This window comes from Pseudomonas akapageensis (assembly GCF_011355085.1).
Lineage (GTDB): Bacteria > Pseudomonadota > Gammaproteobacteria > Pseudomonadales > Pseudomonadaceae > Aquipseudomonas > Aquipseudomonas akapageensis.
The window spans coordinates 57632-83816 of record NZ_VXCP01000029.1 but is presented as its reverse complement, the minus strand read 5'-3'; the positions used below and the strand labels follow the sequence as shown (position 1 = coordinate 83816).

The following is a 26185-nucleotide window of genomic DNA, read 5'->3' as shown; positions in this document are numbered from 1 at the left end:
CAGTGGCATGACGCCAGTGGCGGCGGCGAAGGCGACCAGGCCGGAACCGGCCGGGAAGGAGAGGCCGATCGGGAAGCGGGTGTGGGAGTCGCCGCCGGTGCCGACGGTGTCCGGCAGCAGCATGCGGTTCAGCCAGCTATGGATGATGCCGTCGCCAGGCTTGAGCGAAACCCCACCGCGGTTGCGCATGAAGTCGGGCAGGGTATGGTGGGTGGTCACATCCACAGGCTTCGGATAGGCCGCGGTATGGCAGAACGACTGCATGACCAGGTCGGCGGAGAAGCCCAGGCAGGCCAGGTCTTTGAGCTCGTCACGGGTCATCGGGCCAGTGGTGTCCTGGGAGCCGACGGTGGTCATCTTCGGTTCGCAGTAGGTGCCCGGACGAATGCCGGTTACGCCGCACGCCTTGCCGACCATCTTCTGCGCCAGGGTGTAGCCCTTGCCGGTGTCGGCAGGCTGCTCCGGTTTCTGGAACAGATCGGAAACCGGCAGGCCCAGCTCGGCGCGCGCCTTGTCGGTCAGGCCACGGCCGACGATCAGCGGGATACGGCCGCCGGCGCGGACTTCGTCGAGCAGCACCGGGGTCTTCAGTTCGAAGGTGGTGATGACGTCGTCAGAACCGTGCTTGCAGACCTTGCCGGCGTGCGGGTAGACGTCGATCACGTCGCCCATGTGCAGGTCGGCGACGTCGAATTCGATTGGCAGGGCGCCGGCATCTTCCATGGTGTTGTAGAAGATCGGGGCGATCTTGTTGCCGAAGCAGAAGCCACCGGCACGCTTGTTCGGCACGTACGGGATGTCGTCGCCGAAGAACCACAGCACCGAGTTGGTCGCCGATTTACGCGAGGAACCGGTACCGACCACATCACCCACGTAAGCCACCGGGAAGCCCTTGGCCTTGACCGCTTCGATCTGCTTGAGCGGGCCGATGGAACCTGGCTGCTCGGGTTCGATGCCGTCGCGAGCCATTTTCAGCATGGCCAGGGCGTGCAGCGGGATATCAGGGCGCGACCAGGCGTCCGGGGCAGGGGACAGGTCGTCGGTGTTGGTTTCGCCCGGCACCTTGAACACGGTCAGGGTGTACTTCTCGGCAATCGCCGGCTTGCTGGTGAACCACTCAGCGTCGGCCCAGGATTGCAGCACGGCCTTGGCGTGGACGTTGCCGGCGCGGGCTTTTTCGGCCACGTCGTGGAAGGCATCGAACATCAGCAGGGTGTGCTTGAGCTGTTCGGCGGCCACCGGTGCCAGCTCGGCGTTGTCCAGCAGTTCGACCAGGGTGACGATGTTGTAACCGCCGAGCATGGTGCCCAGCAGTTCTACGGCGCGCTTCTTATCGATCAGCGCAGACCTGGCTTCACCTCGGGCCACGGCCGAGAGGTAGCCGGCCTTGACGTAGGCGGCTTCGTCCACGCCGGAAGGCACGCGGTGGGTGAACAGCTCGACGAGGGTAGCTTCCTGGCCAGCAGGAGGATTTTTCAGCAGCTCGACCAGGCCGGCTGTTTGTTCGGCATTGAGCGCGAGCGGCGGCAGGCCTTCTTCGGCGCGAGCTTGTACGTGGCGGGCATAGGCTTCGAGCACTGGGGAATCTCCTGTCATGGCCGCACTTGGCGAAGTGCGCCAGGTCTGAGCGGACAGGGACATGCCGTGTCCGCGAAATAAAAAGTAGGAGCAGCTTCTCGGCAGTTGAGGGTGACCACCTGGGCTACCGAAAAGTGAGCCTGATCCTACGAAAACGGTTTTTGTCTAGCGCCCTGCGTCGAATCATTGTCAACACATCACGGTTAGTGGCGCCAAATCTAACGGTTAATGTCCGTCTTATCAATACTATTGTTGACACATTCGTCGGCACCCCAAAATTTGCGGTTGCCTGAAGGGGAATGGGCAAGCCTCGCGGTGCCGGTTTTTTCGCCGGGCTGGCAATGGCGATCACCACCTGCCGTGGGTAGGGGCAAGGCAGATTCGATTGCTTAACGTGGGGCCAAAGGCAGTGCGGGATGAATCGCCAGCCACCCAGCAAAAAGCAAGAGGAGAGGGTCTGATGTTGTCGGGTATCAAGGTTGTGGAAATCTGTGGGATCGGCCCGGGGCCGTTCTGTGCCATGCACCTGGCCGACCTCGGTGCCGATGTCATTGCCGTCGAGCGGGCAGGCCAGGGCACGGGCAAGACGAAACTGATCAACCGTGGCAAGCGCTCGGTCGCCGCCGACCTGAAAACCGCCGAAGGCCGCGAACTGGTACTGCGCCTGATCGAAGATGCCGACGTGCTGATCGAAGGCATGCGTCCGGGGGTGATGGAGCGCCTGGGCCTGGGCCCTGACGTATGCCGCGCACGCAATCCGCGCCTGGTGTTCGGCCGCATGACCGGCTGGGGCCAGCATGGGCCGATGGCCCAGGCGGCCGGCCATGACAACAACTACATCTCGCTGTCGGGTGCGCTGTACCACAATGGCACGCCGAACGAGCCACCGAGCACGGCCGTCACGCTGCTCGGCGACATCGGCGGGGGCGCGCTCTATCTGGCGATCGGCCTGCTGGCCGGGGTGCTCAAGGCCCGTGAGACCGGGCAGGGCACGGTGGTCGATGCGGCGATTGTCGACGGTTCGGCGCACATGATGCAGTTGATGCTGTCGTCCCGTAGCTCAGGCTTCTTCGCCGAGGGCTGCCAGCGGGGCAACAACCTGCACGACAGTTCGCACTTTTATTCGACCTATCGCTGCGCCGGCGGCGAGTACATCACCCTGGGCTCCCTCGAACCGCAATTCTATGGCCTGCTGCTGGAGAAGCTGGGCCTGCAGGACGACCCGCGCTTCGCCCGGCAATGGGACAAAAAGCGCTGGGACGAGATGCATGAACACTTCGCCGAACTGTTCCAGACCCGTACCCGTGATCAGTGGTGCGAACTGCTGGAATACACCGACGTCTGCTTTGCTCCGGTGCTGAGCCCGACAGAGGCGGCGCAGCATCCGCATAACGTGGCGCGGCAGGTCTACTTCGAGCGCGATGACATGCTGCAAACCGTCGCCGCGCCGCGCTTCGACGACCAGGTGGTGGTTCCGGGGCCGATTCCGCGGGTTGGCGAGCATACCGAACACGTCATGGCGGCCCTGCGGGATCCGGCGGCATCGGTCTGGCGTTGATACGGTTTTCGATGGTTGGATAACAAAGGGTTCTATCGGTCAGCGCCGAACTTGTGGGAGCGGGTCTTGCCCGCGATGGAAGGCGCAGCCTTCCCCTGCGATGTCAGACCTGATGCAGTGGGGGCCGCTGCGCAGCCCATCGCGGGCAAGACCCGCTCCCACAAAGTCCGCGTCAACTTCGGATCGTCCGGTTTGGTCAGGCAGTTTCACGCTAGCCTGCGATGAGCCTGACAAATAAGCCTTTTCAGGGTGATCTTCGGAATCTTCTGGCGGCGCCATAACCGATCTTCCCAGCATGATCGGGCACCGGCCTTTGGGGTGCAGTTCGAGCCCAGTCTCATCACGAGCACAAGGAAGCGTCATGACTCAACGGTTACTTCAACTCGATCATGTGTCATTCAACCTGCCCGACGGGCGCGTGCTGTTCAACGACCTCATCCACACCTTCAGCGCCAGGGCCACCGGCATCGTAGGTGCCAATGGCTGCGGCAAGTCGTTGCTTGGCCGACTTCTGACGGGGGAGCAGCCACCCACCTACGGCAAGGTTTGTCGCGAAGGGCGGGTTTACGCCGTGGCGCAGTTACTGGAACCGGAGCGCTATCCCAGCGTTGCCGCGCTGGCCGGGGTCGACCATATTCTGGCGGCGCTGGAGCGCATTGCACAGGGCAGTGTCGACGATGACGACCATTCGCTGGCGGTCGATCAATGGGATTGCGCCGCACACCTTGAGGCGGAGCTGGAGCAGATCGGTTTAGGCCATTTGAATGCCGATTCTCGTACTGACGCACTCAGTGGTGGCGAGCGGCAACGGGTGGCGCTGATGGGGGCGTGGTTATCCCGGGCTGACTGGCTCATTCTGGATGAACCCAGCAACCACCTGGATATTGATCAGCAACACAAGCTCGCGCAACAGATCGAGCGCTGGACAAACGGTCTGGTGTTGATCAGCCACGACCGCGGACTTCTGGAGCACGTGAACGAAATCGTCGAGCTTTCGCCCTTGGGGCTGGCGGTTTATGGCGGTAACTACAGTCAGTATGCGGCGGCGCGTGAGCTTGAACAGCAGTCGTTACAGTCGGTATTGCAAGGTGCACGGGCACAGGCCAAGCGCGAACAACGTGAGATGGTCGTTCAGATGGAACGTCAGCAACGTCGCAATGCCCGAGGCGACCGCCAGGCCCGCGACGGCAATCAGACCAAACTGATCACCAATGCGCAAAAAGAGCGCAGTGAAAACAGTCAGGGGAAATTGCGCCTCAACCAGCAACTGGCCCGTGAACAACAACAGCAACGCATCGCCGAAGCCCGTGCGCGGTGTGCGCCGGAAATTCAGCGGATGATGTTGTCCCCGGAAAGCGTGGTGCCCAATGGCAAGTTGATTTTGCAACTCAATGACGTCGTTCTGCCGTTCGGACACCCGGCGCCAATCAATCTGACCGTGACCGGCCCCTCGCGCATGGCAATCCATGGGGCTAACGGCAGCGGAAAGTCGACCCTGTTGCATGTAATTACCGGTCAGCTACCGGTGCGCGAAGGCGAGATCATACGAATTTGCCACGTCGGCTGGCTGGATCAACATGCCGGATTGCAGTACCCCGAACGCACGGCGGTGCAATGGCTTTACGAAAGTAACCCGACTCTGCCCGAAGCCGAAGCGCGAACCCGCTTGGCGCAGATGGGCATCGATGCCGATCGTGCGATGCTCAAGACCTGCCAGTTAAGTGGCGGTGAACGCCTGAAAATCGCTCTGGCCGCGCAATTGTATGCGCAGCAGCCACCCCAGTTGCTGTTGCTGGACGAACCGGACAATCATTTGGATCTGCCCAGTCGAACCGCACTGGAGCAAATGCTCAATCAGTACCCGGGGGCGTTGATCATCGTTTCTCACGACCTGGCTCTTTTACAGGGCATTAACCTGGACTTCGAGCTGCATCTCACCGTTCAGGTGCGAGCGTAAGGTAACCGCGCATTCGGAATAATCGCTGACTATGCTGGTAACTCAGTAGCTCAGGGATATCGCTTATGTTTAACCTATCACCACGAGTACTGGCCGCCGCCTTTTCCATGGGCCTTTCGCTGGTGGCGGGAGCGGTTGAAGAAGGCACAGTGCCATCAGTCGCTCCTGCTGCCCGTGCACCCGCGCAACCCACCCCCGCCAGCGTACCGGGCCCCGTCGAAGGCACGCGGATCACCGAGGCCTACGTGCGCATGGTCGCGCGCGATCTCTATTTCTGGGCCTGGCCGATGGTCAACGTCTATAACCGTCGGCTCGCGTTCGAGCCCCTGAAGGAACCTGGCTGGGTGGGCGGCGTGTTTCCAGCGGCGCCGCCCAACCAGATCGCCATGCTCACCGACTATATCGAACCCTCCCAGCGCGATGTGGCGTGCCCCAATCAGGACGTGGTCTACGGCGGTGGGCCCCTGGCCCTGGATATCGAACCCGTGGTCGTCCAGGTGCCCGACTTCGGGAGCCGTTTCTGGGTCTATCAGATCGTTGACCTGCGCACCGACAGCTTTGCCGGCATGGGCTCGATGTATGAGTCCCAGCCAGGTTTCTATCTGCTCGTCGGGCCGGACTGGAAGGGTGAGATCCCCAGCGGCATGACCAAGGTGTTCCGCTCCACGACCAACACCGGCTTCATCATTCCGCGGGTCTACATGGAGGACACCGAAGCGGATAACAAGGCCGTCCAGTCGCTGATCAATCGGATCGTGGTGTACCCGCTGTCGAAGTTCGACGGCAAGGCCAAGGTGCGTGACTGGAGCAAGACCCCATCGTTCCCGGCGCCTCCCGCCCGGCCAGGCGGTGGCGAAGCGCCGAAAGTCATCCCCGAGAAATTCTGGGACACCTTGCCACTGGTGCTCAAGGACGCGCCTGCGCTGCCTGGGGAAGCGCTGCGTTACGCCCAGGCGTCGGCATTGCTCGCCGTCCTGCAGAAAGACCCGAAACTGAAGGCGGCAGCCATCGACGAAGCCAACAAGGCGGAAAAGGACCTCATCGGCCCGCTGCTGCAGTTCCGTAACTATGGCATCCCATTGCCGCACAACTGGACGACCATCAAGAATGGCGCCGAATTCGGCACTGACTATTTCACCCGCACGGCGGTGGCCAGATCGAACATCTTCGTCAACAAGCCGAACGAGGCCACTTACTTCTACCAGGACCTGGATTCATCCGGCGTGCGCCTCAACGGCAACCGGCGCTACACCGTGAAGTTCGGCAAGGGCCAGCCACCGGTCAATGGCTTCTGGTCGTTGACCCTGTATGACGGTCAGCACTTTTTTGCACCGAACAAGATCAAGCGGTATTCGATCGGCACCAAGAACAAGGACCTCACGCCCAATGCCGATGGTTCAGTGACAATCTACGTTCAAGCCTCGCAGCCTTCGGACCCCGCACAGCGTGCCAACTGGTTGCCCGCGCCCGGTGGCAAGGACTTCAGTCTGTACATCCGCACCTATTGGCCCAAGCCGGAAGTCACCGACGGCACGTGGACGCCGCCAGCGGTGATTGCCCTCGCGCCACCTCCGCCACCACCTCCGCCTCCCGCTGCGCCCATCGAAGACAGGGCGCTACCCGGTGATGAGCGCCTGTAGCGTTATCCCCCCCACCACACCTTGTGGGGGGGGACCATGGACCGGCGATGAATTAACCTGCCTGCGTGACAAGACGCTCCACGCAGCGGTAGTGAGGAGCGCGAGAATCAAGAGGTAGGCGTTGTGAACCGTAGTATTTCCACTCTGGCCGGGGCGCCTCGCAAGCTCGATGGCGGTGTATTGTTCGGGCATACGCCGCGTCCGCGCTGGGCGCAATGGTTGCGGCCCGACCACGAAAACCTGGTCGACGTCGCCGGGCGTGCACTGCTGGTGCAGCAGGGCGGCAGGAACATTCTTGTGCTGGCCGGGGCCGATGGGCTGCTGGCGCCACCACCGCGCAAGTGTCGCTGCCAGCCAACTATCCCGGGGCTGCTGGAAAGTCTGGCACAACGGGGGCTGGGCGAGGGTGATATCCATGCGGTAGTGCTGACACACCTGCATGTGCATCCTTCCCCGGAATTGACCCAACTGATCAGCGATGGCGAAATGCCGCGCCTGTTGTTCCCCCAGGCACACTACATAACCGGCGAGCGTCACTGGTTCCGTGCACGCCATCCTCATCCAAGGGATCGCAGCCTGTTTGTCTCACCGCTCCTGCACCGACTCGAAGGCAGTGGCCGCCTGGTTCTGATCGATGACAACCGCTGTGACCAGCTGGGTGAAGGCTGGCATTTTCATCACAGTGATGGCTACACCCCGGGTCAACTGCTGCCGGAAATCGCAATGCCAGGCGGCCCAGTGGTGTTTGCCGGTGATCTGATTCCCGGCACCCATTGGCTGAGCCTGGAAGTCACCAGTGGCCTGGATCGCAACCCCGAAGGTGTGGTCGGCGAGAAGGAGCGCTTGCTGGATCATCTGGTGGCCAGCGGCGGACGCCTGTTCTTTTCCCGCGACCCGGAGGTTGCCATGGTCAAGGTGATGCGCGATCGGCAGTCGCGTTATGTGCCCTTTGATCATTACGAAGCGCTCAGCCGCTTCGATTCTTAACCGAGAGTAGCGACGCTTCGCAGAATCAAACGCACCAGCAGGGTCTGGCTGGTAACCCCGGTTTTCGAGAAGATCGAGCGCAGTTGTGCACGTGCCGTGTTGCGACTGATGCCGAACTCATCCGAGGCCTCATCGATGGTCAGGCCATTGGCCAACTGAAAGGCCAGGTGGGTTTCGGCCGGCGTCAGGTCGAACAGCGAGCGGACGATCTCCTCCGGCGCGCTGGATTTCTGCTCGGGGTCGCTGATGAAAATAACCACTGCCGGGCAGAATCTGCCGTCGCTCCATTCATTCTGGGGTACGCAGCGGACGATCAGGCCAAGGTCGTCCCGTCCGGAAGGGCGTTGCACGCGCATGGCCTTGACCAGCGAGGGGTTCTTGCTCTTTTGCGAGAGCAGGGCCTGATCGATCAGTTTGTGGAATTCCTGGCAATCGCGCAACGTCCCGACTTGCAGGCCGTCGTTGACCAGTTCGATGCCGTCCCTTTCCGCCAGCAGGCGCTGGGCGAGTCGATTGCACTGCAGCACCCTGCCTTCCTGGTCGAGGAGGATGGTACCGACAGCCAGCTTGTCGACGGCGCCGGCATAGAGGTTGCGCTCGCTCTCTATGCGGTTGAGGTACATGTGCAGGATGACGGTACGTTCAAGGTGCGGCAGGAACGAGGCGAGAAAGTCCTTGTCCTGCTGATTGAACGGGCCGCTGGCGCGATCGCGGGAGATGCGGATCCGGCATTTGGAGCCAAGGTTGGTATTGATGTCAGCTCCAAGGATATGGAACACGTCCACAGGTTCCAGGAAGCTCTTGTAGAACTCGCATTCCTGCCATTCCTTCTCGGATACGAATTCGGTGCAGTTGACGACCTGGCGATTGGGCAGGTCGGTGAAGGGATCGATGGTGTAGAAGTACTGATTGTACGAGGCTGAAATCGCCGCCGAAGAGCCCGAAGTGGAGATGCTCAGACCGTCCACGTGCTGGCTCGGCGGACGCAGGGTGAGGGTGGCGTACTTGGCTCTCATCGAGCATTTGAGCCGGTCGAGAAAGGTGCTCCAGGGAATGTTTTCCAGCGGCCCCTGATAGAGGCTGCCGAGCATGCCGCTGAATTCTTCAAGGCTGAGGGAATATTGCATAGGGACCCCGTCGTTATTCTTATTGAAAAGAGCCTGCTGCCCGACCGCCAGGCGTTCGGGCAGTGGCTCCGCTTGTCAGCGGCCGAGTTTGCGCAGGTTGGCAGTGGTGAAGAAGTCGGCTTCGAAACTGCTGCTGTTCAGGCGGGCGGGGGGCTGGCCGTTGAGCAGGCGGTCGGTCAGGTAGGAGCCGGCGATCAGGTCATGGAACAACGCCAGGCGTGCCTGAAAGCCTTGCATGTCGTAGGCGTACACAGTGGTCTGCATGTTGCTGCGCCAGAGCGCGCCCTTGCCGTCATAGTTGTCGGCCAGTACGCCGATCCAGGAGTCTTCATCGATGTACAACCTGCGCTTGCCATAGATATGGCGTTTGCCGGGCTTGAGGGTGGCTTCCAGTACCCAGACACGGTGTAACTCGTAACGCATGAAATCGGGATTGACATGACCTTTGGTGGCCAGCAACTGGTCGAGTTTCAGGCTTGGGTCGTCGAGCTTGTTGTTGTTATAGGGGATATACATCTCCTTCTTGCCGATCATTTTCCACTCGTAGCGATCGGGCGCACCGTTGAACAGGCGGTCCTCATCCATCACGCGAAAGCCGCCGGCACCGAAGGGGGTGTCGTACGCCACGGTCGGGGCTCGCCGGACCCGACGCATGCCGGGAACGTATTGCCAGGCCTGGGATGGCGAGGCCATGGGGTCGGTGAAGGTATGGGCAAGGATGATCTCGCCTTTCTTGCGTGCCGGCTCCAGGGTCGACACCATGGCGTAGGCCTGGACCCCGCCGGAGCTGCCGACGCTTTCCTTGGGATCGTCCCACACCGAGTAGATCTTGTAGTCCATGGACTCCAGCGAGCGCTCGCCGTTGGACAGGGTCAGGGCCATGGTGTAGACGGCGTCCTCCTTCCAGGCCCGGGCGGGCAGGTTGAGGTTCCACATCAGCTCGTAGCCATTTTTCGGGATGGGGAAGGGCGAGGCACCAATGGCGTTTTTTACACCGTTGCCATCGCTGATCAGTTCGGCGTCGACAGCATTTTTGGCGATGTTGCCCTCGACCCTTTCCGAATAGCGGAAATCACGATGGCTGGGGTAGATCGGCATCTTGAACGTCTGCGGGTAGCGTTCGAACAGGGCTTTCTGGCCATCGGAGAGCTTGTCGGCGAATTGCGCCATGTTCTGTGCCGTGATTGTAAACAGTGGTTTCTCATTGGCATAAGGATCCGGGTAGGCGCTGCCGCTGCCGGCGTAGTTCAGCTGGGGTGGCGCACCACGCCATTTTCCGCTCCAGGCAGGGATGCTGCCATCGGCATTGCCGGCCTTTTCGGCGCCCATGGGCGTGAGGTCGCGGCCCAGGCGTGCGGCTTCTTCGGGGCTGGACTTGGCCAGGGCGACGCTGCTCAAGCTGCTGGCAAGCAACACGCCGAGCAATAGGGTCTTGTTCTGAATAGTCATGTGATTTCTCCGGCGCACTCGGTTAGAAACTGTACTTGGCACTGATGGCGAAGTTGTCGCGATCGGCCAGCGGGGTATCCTCGGCATCGCCAAGGAAAGCGTTGTAGCGAGTCTCGAGCGTCAGGTTGTTGAGGTAGTTGAAGCTGACGCCAACACCCAGGCGGTTGTCTCCCTCGCCCATGCCGAAGCTGCCCAGCAGCGAGGAGTCGCCGTTGACCGCCTGGCTGAACACCAGGGGAATGCTCATGTCCCAGCCATCGAAGACGTTCAGATAGGCGAAGGTGGCGCCCAGGGTGTAGCCCCAGGCCGACTTGTCGTTGAAGAGCGTGTCGGTATTCGGGGTGGTGATGGAGGCGAAACCGCCCGTGCCATCCGGAACGAACACATTGAAGCTTTGCGCCTTGTCGTTCTGCAGGACGCGGTTGTAACCGACCTCGCCGGTCAGGTTGATGGTGTCGGCCACCGGGGTGTTGCTCAGCACATGGATAAAGGACACCTGGCTTTGCAGGGTCTTGCCCCGTACCGAATAAGGCACCAGGCCGGTATCGACCATCACCGGTGCGCCGTCGCGGTAGCTGATTTCGCCGCTGACGTTGGTTTCGCCAAGGACAGTGGAGAAGCTGGCGCCATACAGGTCGACATCGTCGAAGTAGCGCACCAGGTAGGCGGATTCGTTCCAGTGGCTGAGGAAGTCCAGCTGCGGTGCCTTGTCATGGAAGCGCACGTAGTACAAACCGAATTCGGTGTTGTTCAGCGCTTCGGCCATGTAGGTCATGGCCACGCCGTACTGGCCCTTGTCGCTGGGCTTGTCGTCCCCCAGGCGGTGGGTCAGCCCGAAGGCATCGGTGAAACCACCTTCGTCGATCTGGTCGGTGACCGAGAAAAAGCTGCCGACACCGTCGATTTCGGTTTTCCGCCATTCGTACTGGTAGTAGGCCTGCAGACCGATGGTATCGGTCACGCTGATCTGGCCGAACAGCTGGCCCACCGGCAGGAAGATCTCCTTGACCTCGACCCCCGGGGTATTGGCCTTGGTGGCGTCGGCCGGGCTTTGCGCGCCGGAGATGCCATTGGCGATGTACAGGCTTTCACCCCAACTGACCACCTGGTCGCCGAGCCGCAGGTTGAGGTCGTGTCCACTCAGGTTCCAGCTGCCATAGACATAGGAGTCGAGCAGGCGCACATCATGCCCGTGCTGGTCGATGGTCTCCTGGGAAAAATGTTGGGGGCTTGAGCACTCGCCGCCGACGAAGCAGTTCGAGGTGCCCGTGTCGTTATCGTTGTTGCGGTTGTAGACGTCGTCGTAGAAGCCACTGGCGCGCATGAACAGGCCGTAGTCCTGTTGCCAGTTGAGGTTGACCTCGGTGAGAAAACTCGCCCGATTGCTGATCAGGCTGCCGCGGTCAAACGCGTTGTCGCCGTCGTCGATGTTGGCGATCGCCGGGTTGGGGAAACCATCGGACAATTGCTTGTCACGGGATTCCGTACGCCAGGCCAGGCCATAGGTGAGGTTGGTGTTCCATTCGACCTTCAAGTCCTCGCTGGGCTGGAAGCTCAAGGCGTGTGCCTGACCCGCCAGCCCACCGGCCAACATGGCCAGGGACAAGCGAACGGCGGAACGCAGGGGGTGCTGGGCGATTATTGTTTTTATCATGTCGTCCTCTTACCTGAGCCAGGTGTTACCCGGCCGGTTTGTGTCGGGGTTGAACGCTGCGACATGACTATGGAGTCGGGTTGGTACTGGCTCATCGTCCTACCGGACTAGGCGCCGCAAGACGCGCTTTTTATGTCGCGCAACCCTCTGTTTCGCGGCTGCGCATCCTTTGGATCGAGGTAGTCTTCCAGGACGATGCCGCCCTGTTGGCACCGGCAAACAATCGCCGGAACGACAAGCCAACGAGGGAATGCGGATGATGGATTTCACAGGCAAGACAGTATTGGTCACTGGCGGTGGAGCGGGCATTGGCCGCGCGATTGTCGAAGCCTTTGCCCGGGCAGGGGCGCGTCTGGTGGTCGCGGAAATCGATGCCGCGCGTGCAGCGGACGTGCGCAATGTGCTTGAAAGCAGTGCGACCGAGGCCCTGGTGGTGGAGACGGATGTCACCGTCAGAGAGCAGGTCATGGCCCTGGCCGAGCAGATCCAGGAACGCTTCGGCGGGCTCGATGTGCTGGTGAACAACGTCGGTGACTCGCTGATGATCGCCAAGCCTTTCGATGCCTACAGCGATGACGATATCGACCGGCTGTACGCGGTCAACCTGCAGCATATCTTTCGCGTCACCCGCGCCATGCTGCCGCTGCTGCGGCGTCAGGGGGCGGGCAGCAGCATCATCAGCCTGTCGTCGATCGAGGGCTTTCGCGCCATTCCCAATTGCAGCGTCTATGCCGCCTTCAAGGCCGCCATCAGCGGTTTCACCAAGAGCCTGGCCCTGGAGCTCGGGCCCGTGGGCATTCGCGTCAACCAGATCGCGCCGGAGTCCACCGAAACGGCGCAATTGCCGATGTCGATGATGATTGCGCCGGAGCATCAGGGGCAGATCCCCCAGTGGATTCCCCTTGGTCGCTTCGGCAAGGCCGAGGACATGGCCGGTGCCGCGCTGTTTCTCGCCAGCCCGATGTCGGGCTGGGTCACCGGCACCACCCTGCATGTGGACGGCGGTGCCCTGGCTGCCGCGGGCTGGTACCGCGACCCCAACGGTACCTGGACCAACGTGCCGGTGATCAAGGGCAACGGTTTCAATTTCTGAGCCCGACTGGGCTTTGAATCACCCACAACAACAAGGAGCAAAATCCGATGAAGATTCTCGTAATTGGCGGTACCGGCCTGATCGGTGGGCATGCAGCCCTCTACCTCAAGGAGCAGGGTAACGACGTGACCATCGCCGGCCGCAAACCGGCGGCGGCAGGCAGCGCCCTGGCCGGGTTGAAACAACTGCAGTGCGACTATATCGAGGGCACCCTCGGCCGCGACGAACTGGCCGGCTTCGATGCCCTGGTGTTCGCAGCCGGCAGCGACATCCGCCATGCGCCACAGGAGGGGGATATCGATGTCCACTGGCAACGCGCGAATGTCGAAGCCATCCCGCGCTTTTTCGAACTGGCCCGCAGCGCCGGGATCAAGCGGGCGGTGCTGGTGGGCAGCTTCTATCCCCAGGTGGCGCCGGAGCTGATCGACAGCATCCCGTACGTGCGCTCGCGCCATCTATCGGATGCCGGCGTCAGGGCACTGTCGACACCGGACTTCAGGGTCTGCAGCGTCAATGCGCCCTTTGTTGTCGGGATGGTGCCGGGGCTGCAGGTGGACATGTTCCAGGCCTACACTCGTTATGCCGAGGGCAAGTTCGCACCCATGCCGTTCTACGGTCCGGCCGGTGGCAGCAACTTCATTTCTACCCGCTCATTGTCCCAGGCAATCTGGGGGGCACTGCAGCGCGGCGAGTCGGGCAAGGCCTACCTGGTCGGGGACGAGAATCTCAGCTATGCGGAGTACTTCCAGACCTTCCTGCGTGCGGTCGGCAACGATGCCGAGGTGCCATCACTGGACCAGGAACACCCGCTGCTGCCGGACATGGCGCTCTACACCGGGCGTGGCAATACCGTCAGCTACCAGCCCGATGCCCAGGAGTCTGAGTTGCTCGGTTATGTGCGCCAGGATATCCAGCGGGCGGTGGATGAGGTGGTGAGTCAGTACCGCGCTTAAGCGTACACGGCAACCCATGTCGATACCGTCTTGCCCCTCATCGGGCAAGCGCTATCTTTGAAGCAAACGACGGCCCATGTAGCCGCTGCCGCAGGCTGCGCTCGCCTGCGCAGCAGGCGCAGGATCTCAAGACCGCCGGGGAGCCCCTGCGGGAATCCAGCGCAGCCTGCGGCAGCGGCTACACGGGTCGTCGTTTGCCGACCGAGATAGGCTACCCACCGAGGACACCGGCTGGCTACTGACAGTTGCGGGTCACCCAATCCCGGCCTATGGTCCATGACACTGGCCATCCTAGGGATTCCCGCAGCGAGGTGACGACATGCCGAACAACTCCCGTCCCGCCGTGCTCGAACTGATTGGCAATACCCCACTGGTGCGCGTCAGCCGCTTCGATACCGGCCCGTGCACGCTGTTCCTCAAACTCGAATCGCAAAACCCCGGCGGTTCGATCAAGGATCGCATCGGCCTGGCGATGATCGACGCCGCCGAGCGCGATGGCCGCCTGCGACCTGGCGGCACCATAGTCGAAGCCACCGCCGGCAACACCGGCCTGGGCCTGGCCCTGGTCGGCCGCGCCAAGGGCTACCGGGTGGTGCTGGTGGTGCCGGACAAGATGTCCACCGAAAAGGTCCTGCACCTCAAGGCGATGGGCGCCGAGGTGCACATTACCCGTTCCGACGTCGGCAAGGGCCATCCCGACTACTACCAGGATGTCGCTGCGCGGCTGGCCCAGGAGATTCCCGACGCCTTCTTCGCCGACCAGTTCAACAACCCGGCTAACCCGCTGGCCCACGAATGCAGCACAGCCCCGGAGATCTGGGCGCAGACGCAGCACGATGTGGATGCCATTGTCGTCGGCGTCGGCTCGGCCGGCACCTTGACCGGGCTGACCCGCTTCTTCAGCCGCGTGCAGCCGAACCTGGTCATGGTGCTGGCCGATCCGGTCGGCTCGGTGATGGCCGAGTACAGCCGCAGCGGCACCCTCGGTAAACCCGGTTCCTGGGCGGTGGAGGGCATAGGCGAAGACTTCATCCCGTCCATTGCCGACCTTTCCAGCGTGCGTCATGCCTATTCGATCAGCGACGAGGAAAGCTTCGATCATGCCCGCCAACTGCTGCGCGCCGAAGGCATTCTCGGCGGCTCCTCGACCGGTACATTGCTGGCGGCGGCACTGCGCTACTGCCGCGAACAGACCGAGCCCAAACGGGTGGTGAGCTTCGTCTGCGACACCGGCACCCGATATCTATCGAAGGTCTACAACGACCAGTGGATGACCGATCAGGGCCTGCTTGCACGCAAGCGCTACGGCGATCTGCGCGACCTGGTCGCACGGCGCTTCGAGGATGGCCGGGTGATCAGCGTGGGTCCGGACGATACGCTGCTCACGGCCTTCCAGCGCATGCGCCTGGCCGATGTGTCGCAACTGCCGGTGCTGGAGGCCGGACAGCGGCTGATCGGCGTGATCGACGAATCGGATATTCTGCTCGGCGTGCATGAAGACGCCTCGCACTTCAGCAAGACCGTCGCCAGCGCGATGACCCACAAGCTGGAAACCCTGCCGCCTGGCGCCAGTCTGGCTGAACTGGAGGCGGAACTCGACCGCGGGCTGGTGGCGATCATTGCCGATGCCTCGGGCTTCCACGGTCTGATTACCCGCGTCGACATGCTCAATCACTTGCGGAGATCCCTCCCATGAGTCAGCACGATGAAACCGCCGCGCCACGCGCCTTCGCCACCCGAGTGATCCACGCCGGACAGGCGCCGGACCCTTCCACCGGGGCGCTGATGCCGCCGATCTACGCCAACTCAACCTATCTGCAACAGAGCCCCGGCGTGCACAAGGGCCTGGACTACGGGCGCTCGCACAACCCCACGCGCTGGGCCCTGGAGCGTTGCGTGGCCGACCTCGAGGGCGGGACCCAGGCCTGCGCCTTTGCCTCGGGGCTGGCGGCGATCTCCACCGTGCTCGAACTGCTCGAGGCAGGCTCGCACATCGTTTCCGGCAACGACTTGTACGGCGGTACGTTCCGCCTGTTCGACAAGGTCCGCCAACGCAGCGCCGGGCACCGCTTCAGCTTCGTCGACCTGACGGACCTGGCGGCCTTCGAAGCGGCGCTGCAGCCGGATACGCGGATGGTCTGGGTCGAGACGCCGAGCAATCCCTTGCTGCGCCTCACCGATCTGGCCGCCGTGGCGCGGATCTGCCGCGCTCGAGGCATTCTCTGTGTGGCCGACAACACCTTTGCCAGCCCGTGGATACAGCGTCCGCTGGAGCTGGGCTTCGATATCGTCCTGCACTCGACGACCAAGTACCTGAACGGCCACTCCGACGTGATCGGTGGCATTGCGGTGGTCGGGCAGAATGCGGCACTGGCCGAGCGCCTGGCCTTTCTGCAGAACGCCGTGGGGGCCATTGCCGGGCCGTTCGACGCGTTCCTCACCCTGCGCGGCGTGAAGACCCTGGCGTTGCGCATGGAGCGCCACTGCAGCAACGCACTGGAGCTGGCGCAATGGCTGGAGCGACAGCCGCAGGTGGCGCGGGTCCATTACCCGGGCCTGGCGTCGCATCCGCAGCACGAACTGGCGCGGCGGCAGATGCGCGGATTCGGCGGGATGATCTCCCTGGACCTGGACAGCGACCTGGCCGGCGCCAAGCGCTTCCTTGAGAGTATGCGGATCTTCGCCCTGGCCGAGAGCCTGGGCGGGGTGGAAAGCCTGATCGAGCACCCGGCGATCATGACCCACGCCAGCATCCCCGCAGAAACCCGCGCGCAGCTTGGCATCGGTGATGGACTGGTGCGGTTGTCGGTGGGGGTCGAGGATGTCGAAGATTTGCGTGCCGATTTGGCTCAGGCGCTGGCGCGGATTTGAAATTGAAGGGAGCTCCTCGTTCCCACGCTCCGCGTGGGAATGCAGTGCGAGACGCTCCAGCGTCGACCCGGCGGGCACAACGCGGAGCGTTGCAGGAGGCATTCCCACGCGGAGCGTGGGAACGAGAGGAGGCCTTAGATAGGCGAACCTGGCAGGCCTGCATAGTAGGACCCGGCAGCCATCCCACCATCCACCGACAGTTCGCTGCCGTTGCAGTAGCTGGCGTCGTCGCTGGCCAGGAACAGTGTGGCGCGGGCAATTTCCTCCGGGGCGCCGATGCGTTGCAGCGGTACCTGACGGTATTGGTCGTTCAATGAGTCGCGCGGGGCGCCGGTGGGGTTGGACATTTGCGTATCCACCCCGCCCGGATGCACCGAGTTGACCCGCACGCCATGCGGACCCAATTCCAGTGCCGCGACCTTGGTCAGCCCGCGTACGCCCCATTTGCTGGAGACATAGGCGGCGAGGGCGTTCACGCCGCGCAGGCCGTCCACCGAGGAGATATTGACGATCGAGCCGGCGCGCTGTTCACGCATGAACGGCGCCACGGTCTGGATACCCAGGAATGTACCGGTCAGATTGATCGACAGCGCCCGCTCGAAGTCGGCCTTGGACAGTTGCTCCAGGGAACCGAATACCAGTACGGCGGCATTGTTGACCAACACATCGATGCGTCCCAGGCGCTCGACCGTCTCGTTCACCAATTGCTGCCAGCTTTGCTCGTCGCTGACATCCAGGCGGCGGAAGCTGGCCGCGTCACCCAGCTCGCTGGCCAGGGCCTGGCCCTCGGTTTCCAGCAGGTCGGCAATGACCACTTGTGCGCCTTGCTCGACGAACAGCCGGCAAGTCTGTGCGCCCATGCCCCGTGCGCCACCGGTAACAATGGCGACCTTGTTTGCTAAACGTTGCATCTTGAAACTCCTCGATTAACCCCAGTAAGCCTGGCCGCCGTCCAACGGGATGGTGGCGCCGGTCAGGTAACGTGCGTTGTCGCTGACCAGGAAGGCGACGGTGCGACCGATGTCGGACTCGCAATCGCCGACCCGGCGCAACGGAATGCTGCTGAAAAAGGCCTGGGCCTCTTGCGGGTTGTTTTCGACCCAGCCGCGCAGGCCCGGTGACAGCGCGTGGGGCGCAATGACGTTGACGCGGATGCCATCCACACCCCATTCGCAGGCGGCGGCACGGCTGAGGGAACGGATGGCCTCCTTGGTTGCGGCATAGTGGCCGTAGCCCGAGGCATCCCAGCGCACCGCGGCCGAAGAGGCCAGGTTGATCACTGCGCCGTCGCCCTTGAGGTAGGGATAACAGGCCCGCATCAGGCGCAGGGTGGCCATGGGACCCGAGTCGATGCCGAGCATGAAGACTTCGTCGCTGACTTCCAGAATGCTGCCCAGCGGCACGATGTGCGCATTGTTCACCAGGATGTTCAGCCCACCGAAGGCTTCCACGACCTGGGCGACGCAGCGATTGATATCAGCCTGGTTCATCACATCGCATTCAACCGCCAGTGCGGTACCGCCACGACGACGGATTTCGACGCAGGTCTCTTCCAGGGTGGCGCGCGTGCGGCCCGCCACTGCGACCAGTGCACCTTCGTCAGCCAGGGCGTAGGCGATGCCCTGGCCGACGCCCTGGCCGCCGCCGGTGATCAGGGCGACTTTGTTTTGCAGCATTTTCATTTGCGCTTTCTCTGATGGGACTTGTTTTGTTGGCTCTTCATTTCGGGAGCATCAGGCAACACCGGAAATCAGTTGCCCGTTGTCGATGCGCAGTTCGGCGCCGTTGATGAAGCGGGATTCGTCCGAGGCGAGGAACAGCACCAGATTGGCCACGTCCTCGGGCATGCACATGCGTGCCATGGGGTTGTCGCCGATGCCCAGGGCGACAGGATCCAGATCGGGGACCATGGCCTGTGTCATCGGCGTCCAGATACCGTCCGGATGCACCGAATTGCAGCGGATGCGGTAACCCTGCTGCTTGCAATGGACCGCCACGCTGCGGGTCAGCGCGGTCACTGCACCCTTGGAACTGCTGTAGGCGCACATGGGCGGCAGGCCGGCCAGGGCTGCAACCGACGACATCATGATGATCGAGCCACCGGTGGCGTTGGTCTTCATCGCCTCGACCGCATACTTGCAGCCGAGAAAATAGCCGTCGGCGTTGACGCGCATGACGTTGCGCCATTGCTCCAGGCTGGCTTGCTCGATCGTCCCCAGCGGGCAGATCGCTGCGTTGTTGACCAGCACGTCCAGACGCCCGAAGTGGGCCAGGGTCCGGGCGATCGCCCGTTGCCAGTGGGTTTCGTCTGCCACGTCCAGTTCGATGAACAGGGCCTGGACACCGATCTCGTCGGCCACGGCCTGGCCGGCCTCGCAGTTGACGTCGGCCACCACCACGCGGGCGCCTTCGGCGGCCAGCAGCAGGGCGTCGGCCTTGCCCACGCCGCTGGCGGCGCCGGTGATGAGTACGACCTTGTTTTCAACGCGTTTCATGTGAGGCTCCTTGCAGGGATTGGCCGGCGAGGGCGGCGCGCAGACCTTCCTCGCCGTACAGGGCGCTGATGATGAAATCCAGTTGCGGGTTGCAGCGCAGTTCATTGCCGCCGTCGACGGCCAGGCTCTGGCCGGTCGTCCAACCGGACTCGGGGCCGGCCAGGTAGCGCACGGCACCGCTGATATCCTCGGGTTGGCCGAGGCGGCCCAGGGGTACCTGCGCGAGGAACGCGCCACAGAGTTCGGGGTTGTCGAACAGCCCATCGGTGGCTTCGCTCTGGAACAGCCCCGGGCGTACCGAGTTGACGCGGATGCCGGCGCTGGCCAGTTCCTCGGCGGCGGCGCGCACCAGGCTTTCCAGCGCCGCCTTGGCCGTGCAGTAAGCCGATAGCCAGCGGAAGGTGAGCTGCGCCGCGGTGGAGGAAATGCACACGATCGAGCCACCACCGTTTCGTGCCATCAGGGGCGCGCCGTGGCGGATGGCGAGAAAGGCGCTGAGCAGGTTGGTATCCATCACGGCACTGAAGCTGGCTGCGTCATGTTGCAGCAACGGACGGAAAGCGGCACCGCCGACGGTGGGAATCAGAATGTCCAGGCGCTGCTGCAGGCCGTAGGCATGGTCGAGTGCGCGCAACACGTCGGCTTCCTGGCAGGCATCACCGCTGCAGCACTCGACCCGGGCATTGGGTACCTGCTCGAGCAATTGCCTGCGGGCGGCCTCCAGGGCCTCGTCGCGGCGGGCCATCAACACGACGCTGGCGCCGTCCTTGAGCAATGCCAGCGCACAGGCCTTGGCCAGGGCACCGGTACCGCCGGTGATCAGGGCGGTCTTGCCGTGCAGAGGGCCGTTCATTGGGCGGCTCCTCGCAAGGGCAGGTCCTGGCTCCAGTCCAGCAACAGCTCTCGGCAGGTGAAGTGCCAGATGCCGTCCACGCAGGCGAATCGGTCGCGGTAGCGAATGCCCCAGTCGAGCTTGCGCTCGATGCCTTCGGCCTCATAGACATGGTTGGCCACGCAGTAGGTTTCCGCGCGGGCTTGCAGGTCGTCCACTTCAGCGAGGTGGTTATGGATGTGGTGCTGGGTCTTGCTGTAGTGGCCCAGGCCGTTCATGCCTTCGACGATGGCGGTGACGCCATCGAAGCTGAACCCCGGCCCCTTGAGCGAAGCCTGGGTGGTGAACAGGCGGGACAGCGCCGCCCAGTCGCGTTGGTCGACTGCCTGAGCATAACGACAGACGAGTTCGTAGAGCGCTTGCTTGTGCGATGCCTCGGACATCCTCTGAGCCTCCTCATTCGCCCTGCGGTGGTGCAGGTGCGATGAAGTTCGCATTGCGCAGACCAGGGGTCATCGTCCGAGGAGACTAGCGCCAGGGGCAGGGGACATCGTTCGTCCGGTCAGCGGGGCAGTCGCTAGTCTGGCCGGACGATGAGTGCCGCCTGACCCCTGCCTATCCTGCGCGAAGGACCATCCACAGGAACATTCACAGGAACACAACCAATGGCTATGACGATGGACACCTACCTCGAAATCGAGCAGATCAGACAACTCAAGTACCGCTACTTTCGCGCGCTCGACTGCCACGACTGGAGCTTGTTCGAAACCTGCCTGGCCGAGGACGTGAAAACGGCCCTCGACAGCGGCAAATACAGCTTCGACGGCCGTGCTGCGTTCGTTGAGGGACTCAAGGCGATAATGGACAGGCCCGGCCTGCTGTCCAAGCACCAGGGCCACCATCCGGAGATCGAATTGCTGGCAGCGGACAGGGCCAGGGGCACCTGGTACCTGGAAGATCACGTCATCGACCTGGACGGCGGCTGGATGCTCCACGGCACGGCCTTTTACCAGGATGAGTACATCAAGCGAGATGGGGCCTGGCAGATCCTCGCAACGGGTTACCGGCGTGTATTCGAGACCCTGACTTCGCCGCTCCCCGAACAGTTCAAGCTGACCGCCAGCCTGTTTGATCCGACTTGCCACGCGTAGACACGCCCATGAAAAAGCCCGGCGCATGGCGTCGGGCTTTTACAAGCGAAGGCAATTCGGTCTAAACCCGGGACGTCCATGCTCACTTCCCAAACGTTCCTCAATCGAATTTTGCTTCCCGCAGGAAAGACCTGCGATCGTTGTTCTGCTCGGCCGTCAGCATCAGCTCCGCGCCCACAAGTTTGCCAGGTTTACTCCGCCCCAACACAGTCATCGGATCTTCGAACCCGTGGACGTAGCCCAGGGCGAACGCTCCGCACTGATAGCCCATAAGACGCAGCAGATCGTCCGGCAGCGTACGGGCAATTTCTAGCGGACAGGATAGGAACTGGTTCTCCTCTTGCCGAAGCCAGCCGAGCGCATAAGTCAGATTGATGGCCGACCGGATTCGGTCGGAGCGATTGGCTCCGCCACCGTGGTACACCTTTCCGTCGTAGACGAGTACTGATCCCTTTTCCATCTCCGCAGGAAAGCTGGTCGCAATATCAAACTCGATGCTGCGCCCCCATCGGTGGCTGCCGGGTACGATGCGAGTGGCTCCCATCTGCTCGGAGTAGTCGGTCATGGCCCATAGGGTATTGCATTGCACATGATAGTCGTGAGGAAAGGGGAACATGTCCCAGGCCACCTCGTCTTGATGCAGTGTTTGTGCTGTTGCACCTGGATAAATTGACACGACCTGCGTGCAATGGATCTGAAACGTTGTAGCGTGACAGAGAAAGCGCCGTGTAGTCTCGAGAATAGTAGGATTGAGGATCAACTCGCGCGCCCCTATAGATCGCGCAATTAACCCACCGGTGCGTTTGGTCCGTCTACCGAGAATGCCGTCAGGCCCGAAGGGCGTCACCGCCGTGTAGGGTTCGAGCTCTTCGGCGATGCGATCCATAGCGGTGCCGGGTACGAGTTTGTCAATGATGGCGTAACCGTTCTCGCGCAAGCATTGCTCCACTTCCGATGCTGAAGCGGTGTTGGGAAGGTGAATCAGCGACATCGAGAATCCTCCGTGACGGGCCGTTTTACGTTGGACGAGTCGCTGCCGATGCCGCGCAGTTGCTGCGCTACGGCACTCATGGTCTGACAGGTTTCGTGGAGTTGATTAGCGCCAACCGGTATAGCTCCAGGATTCGGGCGCCCATTGCGGATGGGGCATAACGTTGCTCAACGTAGGCACGCAACCGCGCCGGTTCGATACTCTGCGAATGGTGCCCGGCCAGCACCGCCTTTACTCGTGCAATCAGCGCGGTCGTATCTTCCGGTGCGATCAGTAGGTCGGGCGTAATGCCGCGCAGAATTTCCGGAAGACCGCCAACGGCAAAAGCCACCACCGGGACGCCTGTAGCCAGCGCTTCAATACTGGCTCCCCCGAACTCTTCATGCGCTGACGGCATCACGATCAGACGGCAGGCCGCGATCGCCAGGGGCACTTCATGATTGGGGATGAAGCCCGTAACTGTCACCCAATCTTGCAGTCCAGCCTTGTAAATGGCGTGCCGCAGCCGATCCCGCTGTGTCCCGTCGCCGACGATCAGCAACTCGCACTCTTGCTCGCGAAGTGCCTGGGCGAGCGGGATAAGATGTCGCCATCCTTTTTCTTTCGCGCTGCGGCCGACAAAGCCCACCGTTTGCCGTTGCAGATTATGACGTTTGCGGAACGCAATTACGCCTTCTTGCGGGGGCGGCGCGAATTCTGTGGTGTCGACCACGTCGGGAACGATCTCGACATGACGAGCATCACGTGTGAGTTGGGAAGCGGTTCGTTGGGTCAGGGCGACTACCACGAAAGCCGTGCCCACGGCTTTGCGTTCCAGCCACCGGGCAAGACGGTGCTGAAGCATGTCCAGCCAGGAATGCGGCGTGTAGACCGCGAGACGAGAGCAGTGCACCGTCAGGATCAGCGGGCGCCGTAGTAATCGAGGCGCTAAACAAGCGACCAGCAGCGCTGGAATTTGTCCGTCGAGGTGCGTATGAACGACATCGAAATCATGCTTACGCCCTTTTTTGAGCAGTGCAGATAGTGTTGCCACGGCCCACGACTGCGTCAGCCCGATCAAACCACTGAACTCGGACCGTATCCGCGGCATGGGTAGTAGCATGCGCTCTACCCACAGAAATGGATGCAACTGTCGCAGCTTGGGCAGTCCGGGGAAGCCGATGGTCATAACATGTTGATGGATACCTTCCTGAGCGAGCCAGACTGCCTGTCGCCAGGTCTGGACCTGCATGCCACCTACCGAGTCGTACGCCGCTGGCCACGAGTCAGCATCCGGATGATGGAAAAAGGGCGTCAGCTTCAAGACTTTCATACAAATCAGGCCTTTGGTAAATGAATAAGGGCCGATGGCAGTTCGAGAGTGTAGAGCCGGGTGACCGTTAAGTGCGCCTGTCGCGACTACCTGATGAGACGCGAAAACATCATGCAACGTCCTCAGCTATCCGGACGGGCGAGGTCACGACGCGCGTCAGGACTCACGACGATTCCGACCACGTATCGGTCAGGTGACGATGTCGTCTGTTAGCCTGGCGTGCAGCACACGCATCAACGCGTCGATGGAGATCGATCGCTCGGCTGAAGTCAACATACCGGTCTGGATGTCGAGCGTCGCTTCCAGCCGGCTGAAGACCTGCTCCCAATCGCGTGTATTCAATTCAACCCTGTCGAGGGCCGTAACATCTTTTGGGGTTTCGCCGGTCACATTGCAGATTGTGTGAATGACGAGTTGGCGGATGAAGTGGGGTGTCATGTGTGGTCACTTTCTGATTGATGTTCAGTTAGAGCAGGGCTGCGCCGCTTGCGAGGCGCTTGCATGACCCGTTGCGTCGCGGGCGATCTGGCGAGCAATTCTCAAGGCATTGGCCTGGATCGTCAGAGTGGGATTCACTCCGCCCGGGTAGGGCATGTAGCTGCCATCCACAACGTAGACATTATCCAGCGAATGGAGCTTGCCATCCCGATCCACCACGGAAGTCCGCGGATCGTCACCCGCGCGACAAGTACCGTGTAGGTGAGTGCTGCCCATTGCGAAGTTCGAGACTTGATGTTGGATATCCCGCGCGCCGGCGAACGTGAGCCAGTCGGCTGAGCGCTCGACCATATAAGCCAGGCGTGCTAGATCCTGTGGATTTTTTGTGTAGTCGATCATCAATCGCGGCAGGCCCCATGAGTCCGTACTACTGGAGAGACGGATCCGATTCCCGAGAGACGGATGGTCAGCAAGAATGGTTTCCACGCGTAATACCAAACCATCGCCCTGTAGAAGGCTCCAGTCGTCGTGCTTTGCTTCGTAGATCAGTCCACCGACACCGGTCGGACAACGTTCGTCCAGATAATAGTCAAGCGTGCAGACCGTCGAGAAAGGCCCCCGATAACCGATTGGATGATCGTTGATTAGTTGTCGGTCAGCATTCACCATGCCCTGCGAATACTCGCTGAGTTTCATGCAGAGACCCCGACCAACCATATCGTGCTCGTTGCCAAGACCTCCTGGGGCATAAGGTGTGATCGAGCGCAGCAGTAATGCGGCCGTTTGAATTGCATTGCAGGCCAACACAAAACGGTGCCCACGGACGGAACTGATCTGACCGGTTATGGTGTCCATGCACTGCACCGCGCTGGCGTGGGTACACTTTTCCTGTGTTAGTGCCACGGCCTTCACGCCGGTCAGAAGCAGCAGGTTGGGCATATCGGCCAAGGGGCCGAGCAGGGAATTCACCACATCGCTCTTGGCGCCGCGCGTGCACTGTGCCGCGATACATAAGGAGCAGTGGTCACACCGGCTGCGGTCGATCGCTACAGGAGTCGGGCGGGGGGACAGGCCGAGCCGGAGCGCTCCTTCCCAAAGATGTTCCGCGGGCAGGCTCAACGTATTAGGTGCCTGTCTTCGCCTACTCTCAAACCCTGCGTGGTCGATGGAAAGACTCGATTCTATCTCGTTGTAAAAAGGAGCGAGATCGGAAGCGTTGATTGGCCATTTCACCGGTAGTCCGTCAACACGGATGCGCTCGCTGGGATCGAAATCGAAATCGGTATACCGAAACGAGGCACCGCCATAGAAAACCGTTCCGCCACCAAGATTGCGGGTACTCCATGGCCATCCCCGCGGATTCCATCCTTGTGTGGAATTGCCAGCCAATGCGTGCCCGGCTTGCGCGTCAACGTCCGCATTCTTTGCACTCGCCTTAAGTCTCACACCTTCTTCCAGCAAGAGGGTGCGAAGTCCGGCTCGAACGAAGGTGTCTGCAGCAACCGCACCAGCGGCCCCACTACCAATGATGACCACGTCGAAAGGATCATCTAACAGAATGTTTGACCGCAGCCCATGTATATGGGATATACCGAGCGCGCAGTCTTCGGCGTACTGGTTTAGTGAAGAAGTCATCGTTATGGATCGTCCTCTAACGTGATTACACGTAGGCGTGCAACGCAGATATCTCGCTTTCCTATCGAGTAAATAATCCGCGCTTTCCAACAAATCAATTATAGATGCGCAAACGTACGCCTATGGGGTAGCACTGCCCAAGCGTGCATTCACTTGGCCTATCGCCGATAGCGTGCCTTTTTGTCCCAAGTGAAATCACCTTAGCAGAGAAACTGAGGGGGAGAAATTGCAAGTTGGAAAATTTATTTTATATAAGAAAGATATGTAGTATCGCTCCTAGGACTTCGTAGTAATTTTCAGATATCACAAATTACACGAAAATTTTGTTGACATCACGGCAGCCTTGATTGCATTTATATTCGCAGTGTTCACGCTGTGTTTGGTGCGATACCCATGATCGACGGTCAAATTTTGTTCGTTGAATTTGGTTTTCTTATAAGTGATGCGTTTGCCACATGAGTGTG

Annotated in this window: 22 protein-coding genes; 9 read left to right on the top strand and 13 right to left on the bottom strand. The window is 61.5% G+C overall.

Going from position 1 to position 26185, the window contains the following annotated elements; genetic code table 11:
• On the bottom strand, positions 1-1578 hold a 1578-nt coding region (locus F2S13_RS19360), incomplete at its 3' end, for a bifunctional aconitate hydratase 2/2-methylisocitrate dehydratase (protein WP_166363726.1).
• Between the two features lie 460 nt (positions 1579-2038).
• Here F2S13_RS19360 and F2S13_RS19355 point away from each other — a divergent pair.
• The 4 genes from F2S13_RS19355 (at position 2039) to F2S13_RS19340 (ending at position 7720) form a co-directional block, all read left to right on the top strand.
• Positions 2039-3136 carry a CaiB/BaiF CoA transferase family protein gene (locus F2S13_RS19355; protein ID WP_166363716.1) on the top strand — a complete coding sequence of 366 codons (1098 nt, stop codon included), beginning with the start codon at positions 2039-2041 and terminating at the stop codon, positions 3134-3136.
• A gap of 361 nt (positions 3137-3497) precedes the next feature.
• On the top strand, positions 3498-5093 hold the full coding sequence (locus tag F2S13_RS19350) for an ATP-binding cassette domain-containing protein (RefSeq protein WP_166363714.1): 1596 nt from the start codon (positions 3498-3500) through the stop codon (positions 5091-5093).
• A gap of 65 nt (positions 5094-5158) precedes the next feature.
• A complete protein-coding gene (locus F2S13_RS19345) occupies positions 5159-6733 on the top strand; it encodes a DUF1254 domain-containing protein (RefSeq protein ID WP_246237940.1) in 1575 nt (524 codons plus the stop codon).
• A 123-nt stretch (positions 6734-6856) separates the two neighbouring features.
• Entirely contained in the window at positions 6857-7720 is an 864-nt protein-coding gene (locus F2S13_RS19340; RefSeq protein WP_166363712.1) for an MBL fold metallo-hydrolase, read from the top strand.
• On the opposite strand, the gene F2S13_RS19335 is transcribed toward F2S13_RS19340, so the two are convergent.
• The 3 genes from F2S13_RS19335 to F2S13_RS19325 form a co-directional block, all read right to left on the bottom strand.
• On the bottom strand, positions 7717-8847 hold the full coding sequence (locus F2S13_RS19335) for a helix-turn-helix transcriptional regulator (protein WP_166363710.1): 1131 nt from the start codon (positions 8845-8847) through the stop codon (positions 7717-7719). The genes F2S13_RS19340 and F2S13_RS19335 overlap by 4 nt on opposite strands.
• A gap of 75 nt (positions 8848-8922) precedes the next feature.
• Positions 8923-10296 (bottom strand): DUF1329 domain-containing protein, encoded by a 1374-nt coding sequence (locus tag F2S13_RS19330; RefSeq protein ID WP_166363708.1) that lies wholly within the window; start codon positions 10294-10296, stop codon positions 8923-8925.
• A 22-nt stretch (positions 10297-10318) separates the two neighbouring features.
• On the bottom strand, positions 10319-11950 hold the full coding sequence (locus tag F2S13_RS19325) for a DUF1302 domain-containing protein (RefSeq protein ID WP_166363706.1): 1632 nt from the start codon (positions 11948-11950) through the stop codon (positions 10319-10321).
• A 256-nt stretch (positions 11951-12206) separates the two neighbouring features.
• Between F2S13_RS19325 and F2S13_RS19320 the strand changes: the two genes are divergently transcribed.
• The 4 genes from F2S13_RS19320 (at position 12207) to F2S13_RS19305 (ending at position 16867) form a co-directional block, all read left to right on the top strand.
• Complete coding sequence (locus tag F2S13_RS19320; protein ID WP_166363704.1) at positions 12207-13043, top strand: SDR family NAD(P)-dependent oxidoreductase; 837 nt, start codon at positions 12207-12209, stop codon at positions 13041-13043.
• 47 nt (positions 13044-13090) lie between these two features.
• Positions 13091-13996, top strand: a complete 906-nt coding sequence (locus F2S13_RS19315) for an NAD-dependent epimerase/dehydratase family protein (protein WP_166363702.1) — start codon at positions 13091-13093, stop codon at positions 13994-13996.
• Positions 13997-14315: 319 nt separating this feature from the next.
• Positions 14316-15692 (top strand): pyridoxal-phosphate dependent enzyme, encoded by a 1377-nt coding sequence (locus F2S13_RS19310; protein WP_166363700.1) that lies wholly within the window; start codon positions 14316-14318, stop codon positions 15690-15692.
• A complete protein-coding gene (locus F2S13_RS19305) occupies positions 15689-16867 on the top strand; it encodes a cystathionine gamma-synthase (protein ID WP_166363698.1) in 1179 nt (392 codons plus the stop codon). The genes F2S13_RS19310 and F2S13_RS19305 overlap by 4 nt, the downstream gene beginning before the upstream one ends.
• A gap of 134 nt (positions 16868-17001) precedes the next feature.
• Here the strand turns inward: F2S13_RS19305 and F2S13_RS19300 are convergent, their stop codons facing one another.
• Genes F2S13_RS19300 through F2S13_RS19280 form a run of 5 tightly spaced genes read right to left on the bottom strand, consistent with a single transcriptional unit; the run spans position 17002 to position 20637 of the window.
• Entirely contained in the window at positions 17002-17778 is a 777-nt protein-coding gene (locus tag F2S13_RS19300) for an SDR family NAD(P)-dependent oxidoreductase (protein ID WP_166363696.1), read from the bottom strand.
• Between the two features lie 15 nt (positions 17779-17793).
• The gene (locus F2S13_RS19295) at positions 17794-18549 is read right to left on the bottom strand and encodes an SDR family NAD(P)-dependent oxidoreductase (protein WP_166363694.1); all 756 of its coding nucleotides are present in this window, start codon (positions 18547-18549) and stop codon (positions 17794-17796) included.
• Between the two features lie 51 nt (positions 18550-18600).
• Positions 18601-19362 carry an SDR family oxidoreductase gene (locus F2S13_RS19290; RefSeq protein WP_166363692.1) on the bottom strand — a complete coding sequence of 254 codons (762 nt, stop codon included), beginning with the start codon at positions 19360-19362 and terminating at the stop codon, positions 18601-18603.
• Entirely contained in the window at positions 19349-20215 is an 867-nt protein-coding gene (locus F2S13_RS19285; protein WP_166363690.1) for an SDR family NAD(P)-dependent oxidoreductase, read from the bottom strand. Before F2S13_RS19285 ends, F2S13_RS19290 begins: the two co-directional genes overlap by 14 nt.
• The gene (locus tag F2S13_RS19280) at positions 20212-20637 is read right to left on the bottom strand and encodes a nuclear transport factor 2 family protein (RefSeq protein WP_166363688.1); all 426 of its coding nucleotides are present in this window, start codon (positions 20635-20637) and stop codon (positions 20212-20214) included. The genes F2S13_RS19285 and F2S13_RS19280 overlap by 4 nt, the downstream gene beginning before the upstream one ends.
• Before the next feature lie 222 nt (positions 20638-20859).
• Between F2S13_RS19280 and F2S13_RS19275 the strand changes: the two genes are divergently transcribed.
• The gene (locus tag F2S13_RS19275) at positions 20860-21345 is read left to right on the top strand and encodes a nuclear transport factor 2 family protein (RefSeq protein WP_166363686.1); all 486 of its coding nucleotides are present in this window, start codon (positions 20860-20862) and stop codon (positions 21343-21345) included.
• A gap of 100 nt (positions 21346-21445) precedes the next feature.
• On the opposite strand, the gene F2S13_RS19270 is transcribed toward F2S13_RS19275, so the two are convergent.
• The 4 genes from F2S13_RS19270 to F2S13_RS19255 all read right to left on the bottom strand — a co-directional run bounded on the left by F2S13_RS19270 (position 21446) and on the right by F2S13_RS19255 (position 25721).
• Complete coding sequence (locus F2S13_RS19270) at positions 21446-22336, bottom strand: phytanoyl-CoA dioxygenase family protein (RefSeq protein WP_166363684.1); 891 nt, start codon at positions 22334-22336, stop codon at positions 21446-21448.
• Positions 22337-22412: 76 nt separating this feature from the next.
• Entirely contained in the window at positions 22413-23648 is a 1236-nt protein-coding gene (locus F2S13_RS19265) for a glycosyltransferase (RefSeq protein ID WP_166363682.1), read from the bottom strand.
• 189 nt (positions 23649-23837) lie between these two features.
• Positions 23838-24086 carry a DUF6137 domain-containing protein gene (locus tag F2S13_RS19260; protein WP_166363680.1) on the bottom strand — a complete coding sequence of 83 codons (249 nt, stop codon included), beginning with the start codon at positions 24084-24086 and terminating at the stop codon, positions 23838-23840.
• 24 nt (positions 24087-24110) lie between these two features.
• Positions 24111-25721 carry a GMC oxidoreductase gene (locus tag F2S13_RS19255; RefSeq protein WP_166363678.1) on the bottom strand — a complete coding sequence of 537 codons (1611 nt, stop codon included), beginning with the start codon at positions 25719-25721 and terminating at the stop codon, positions 24111-24113.
• Positions 25722-26185: the final 464 nt, after the last annotated feature.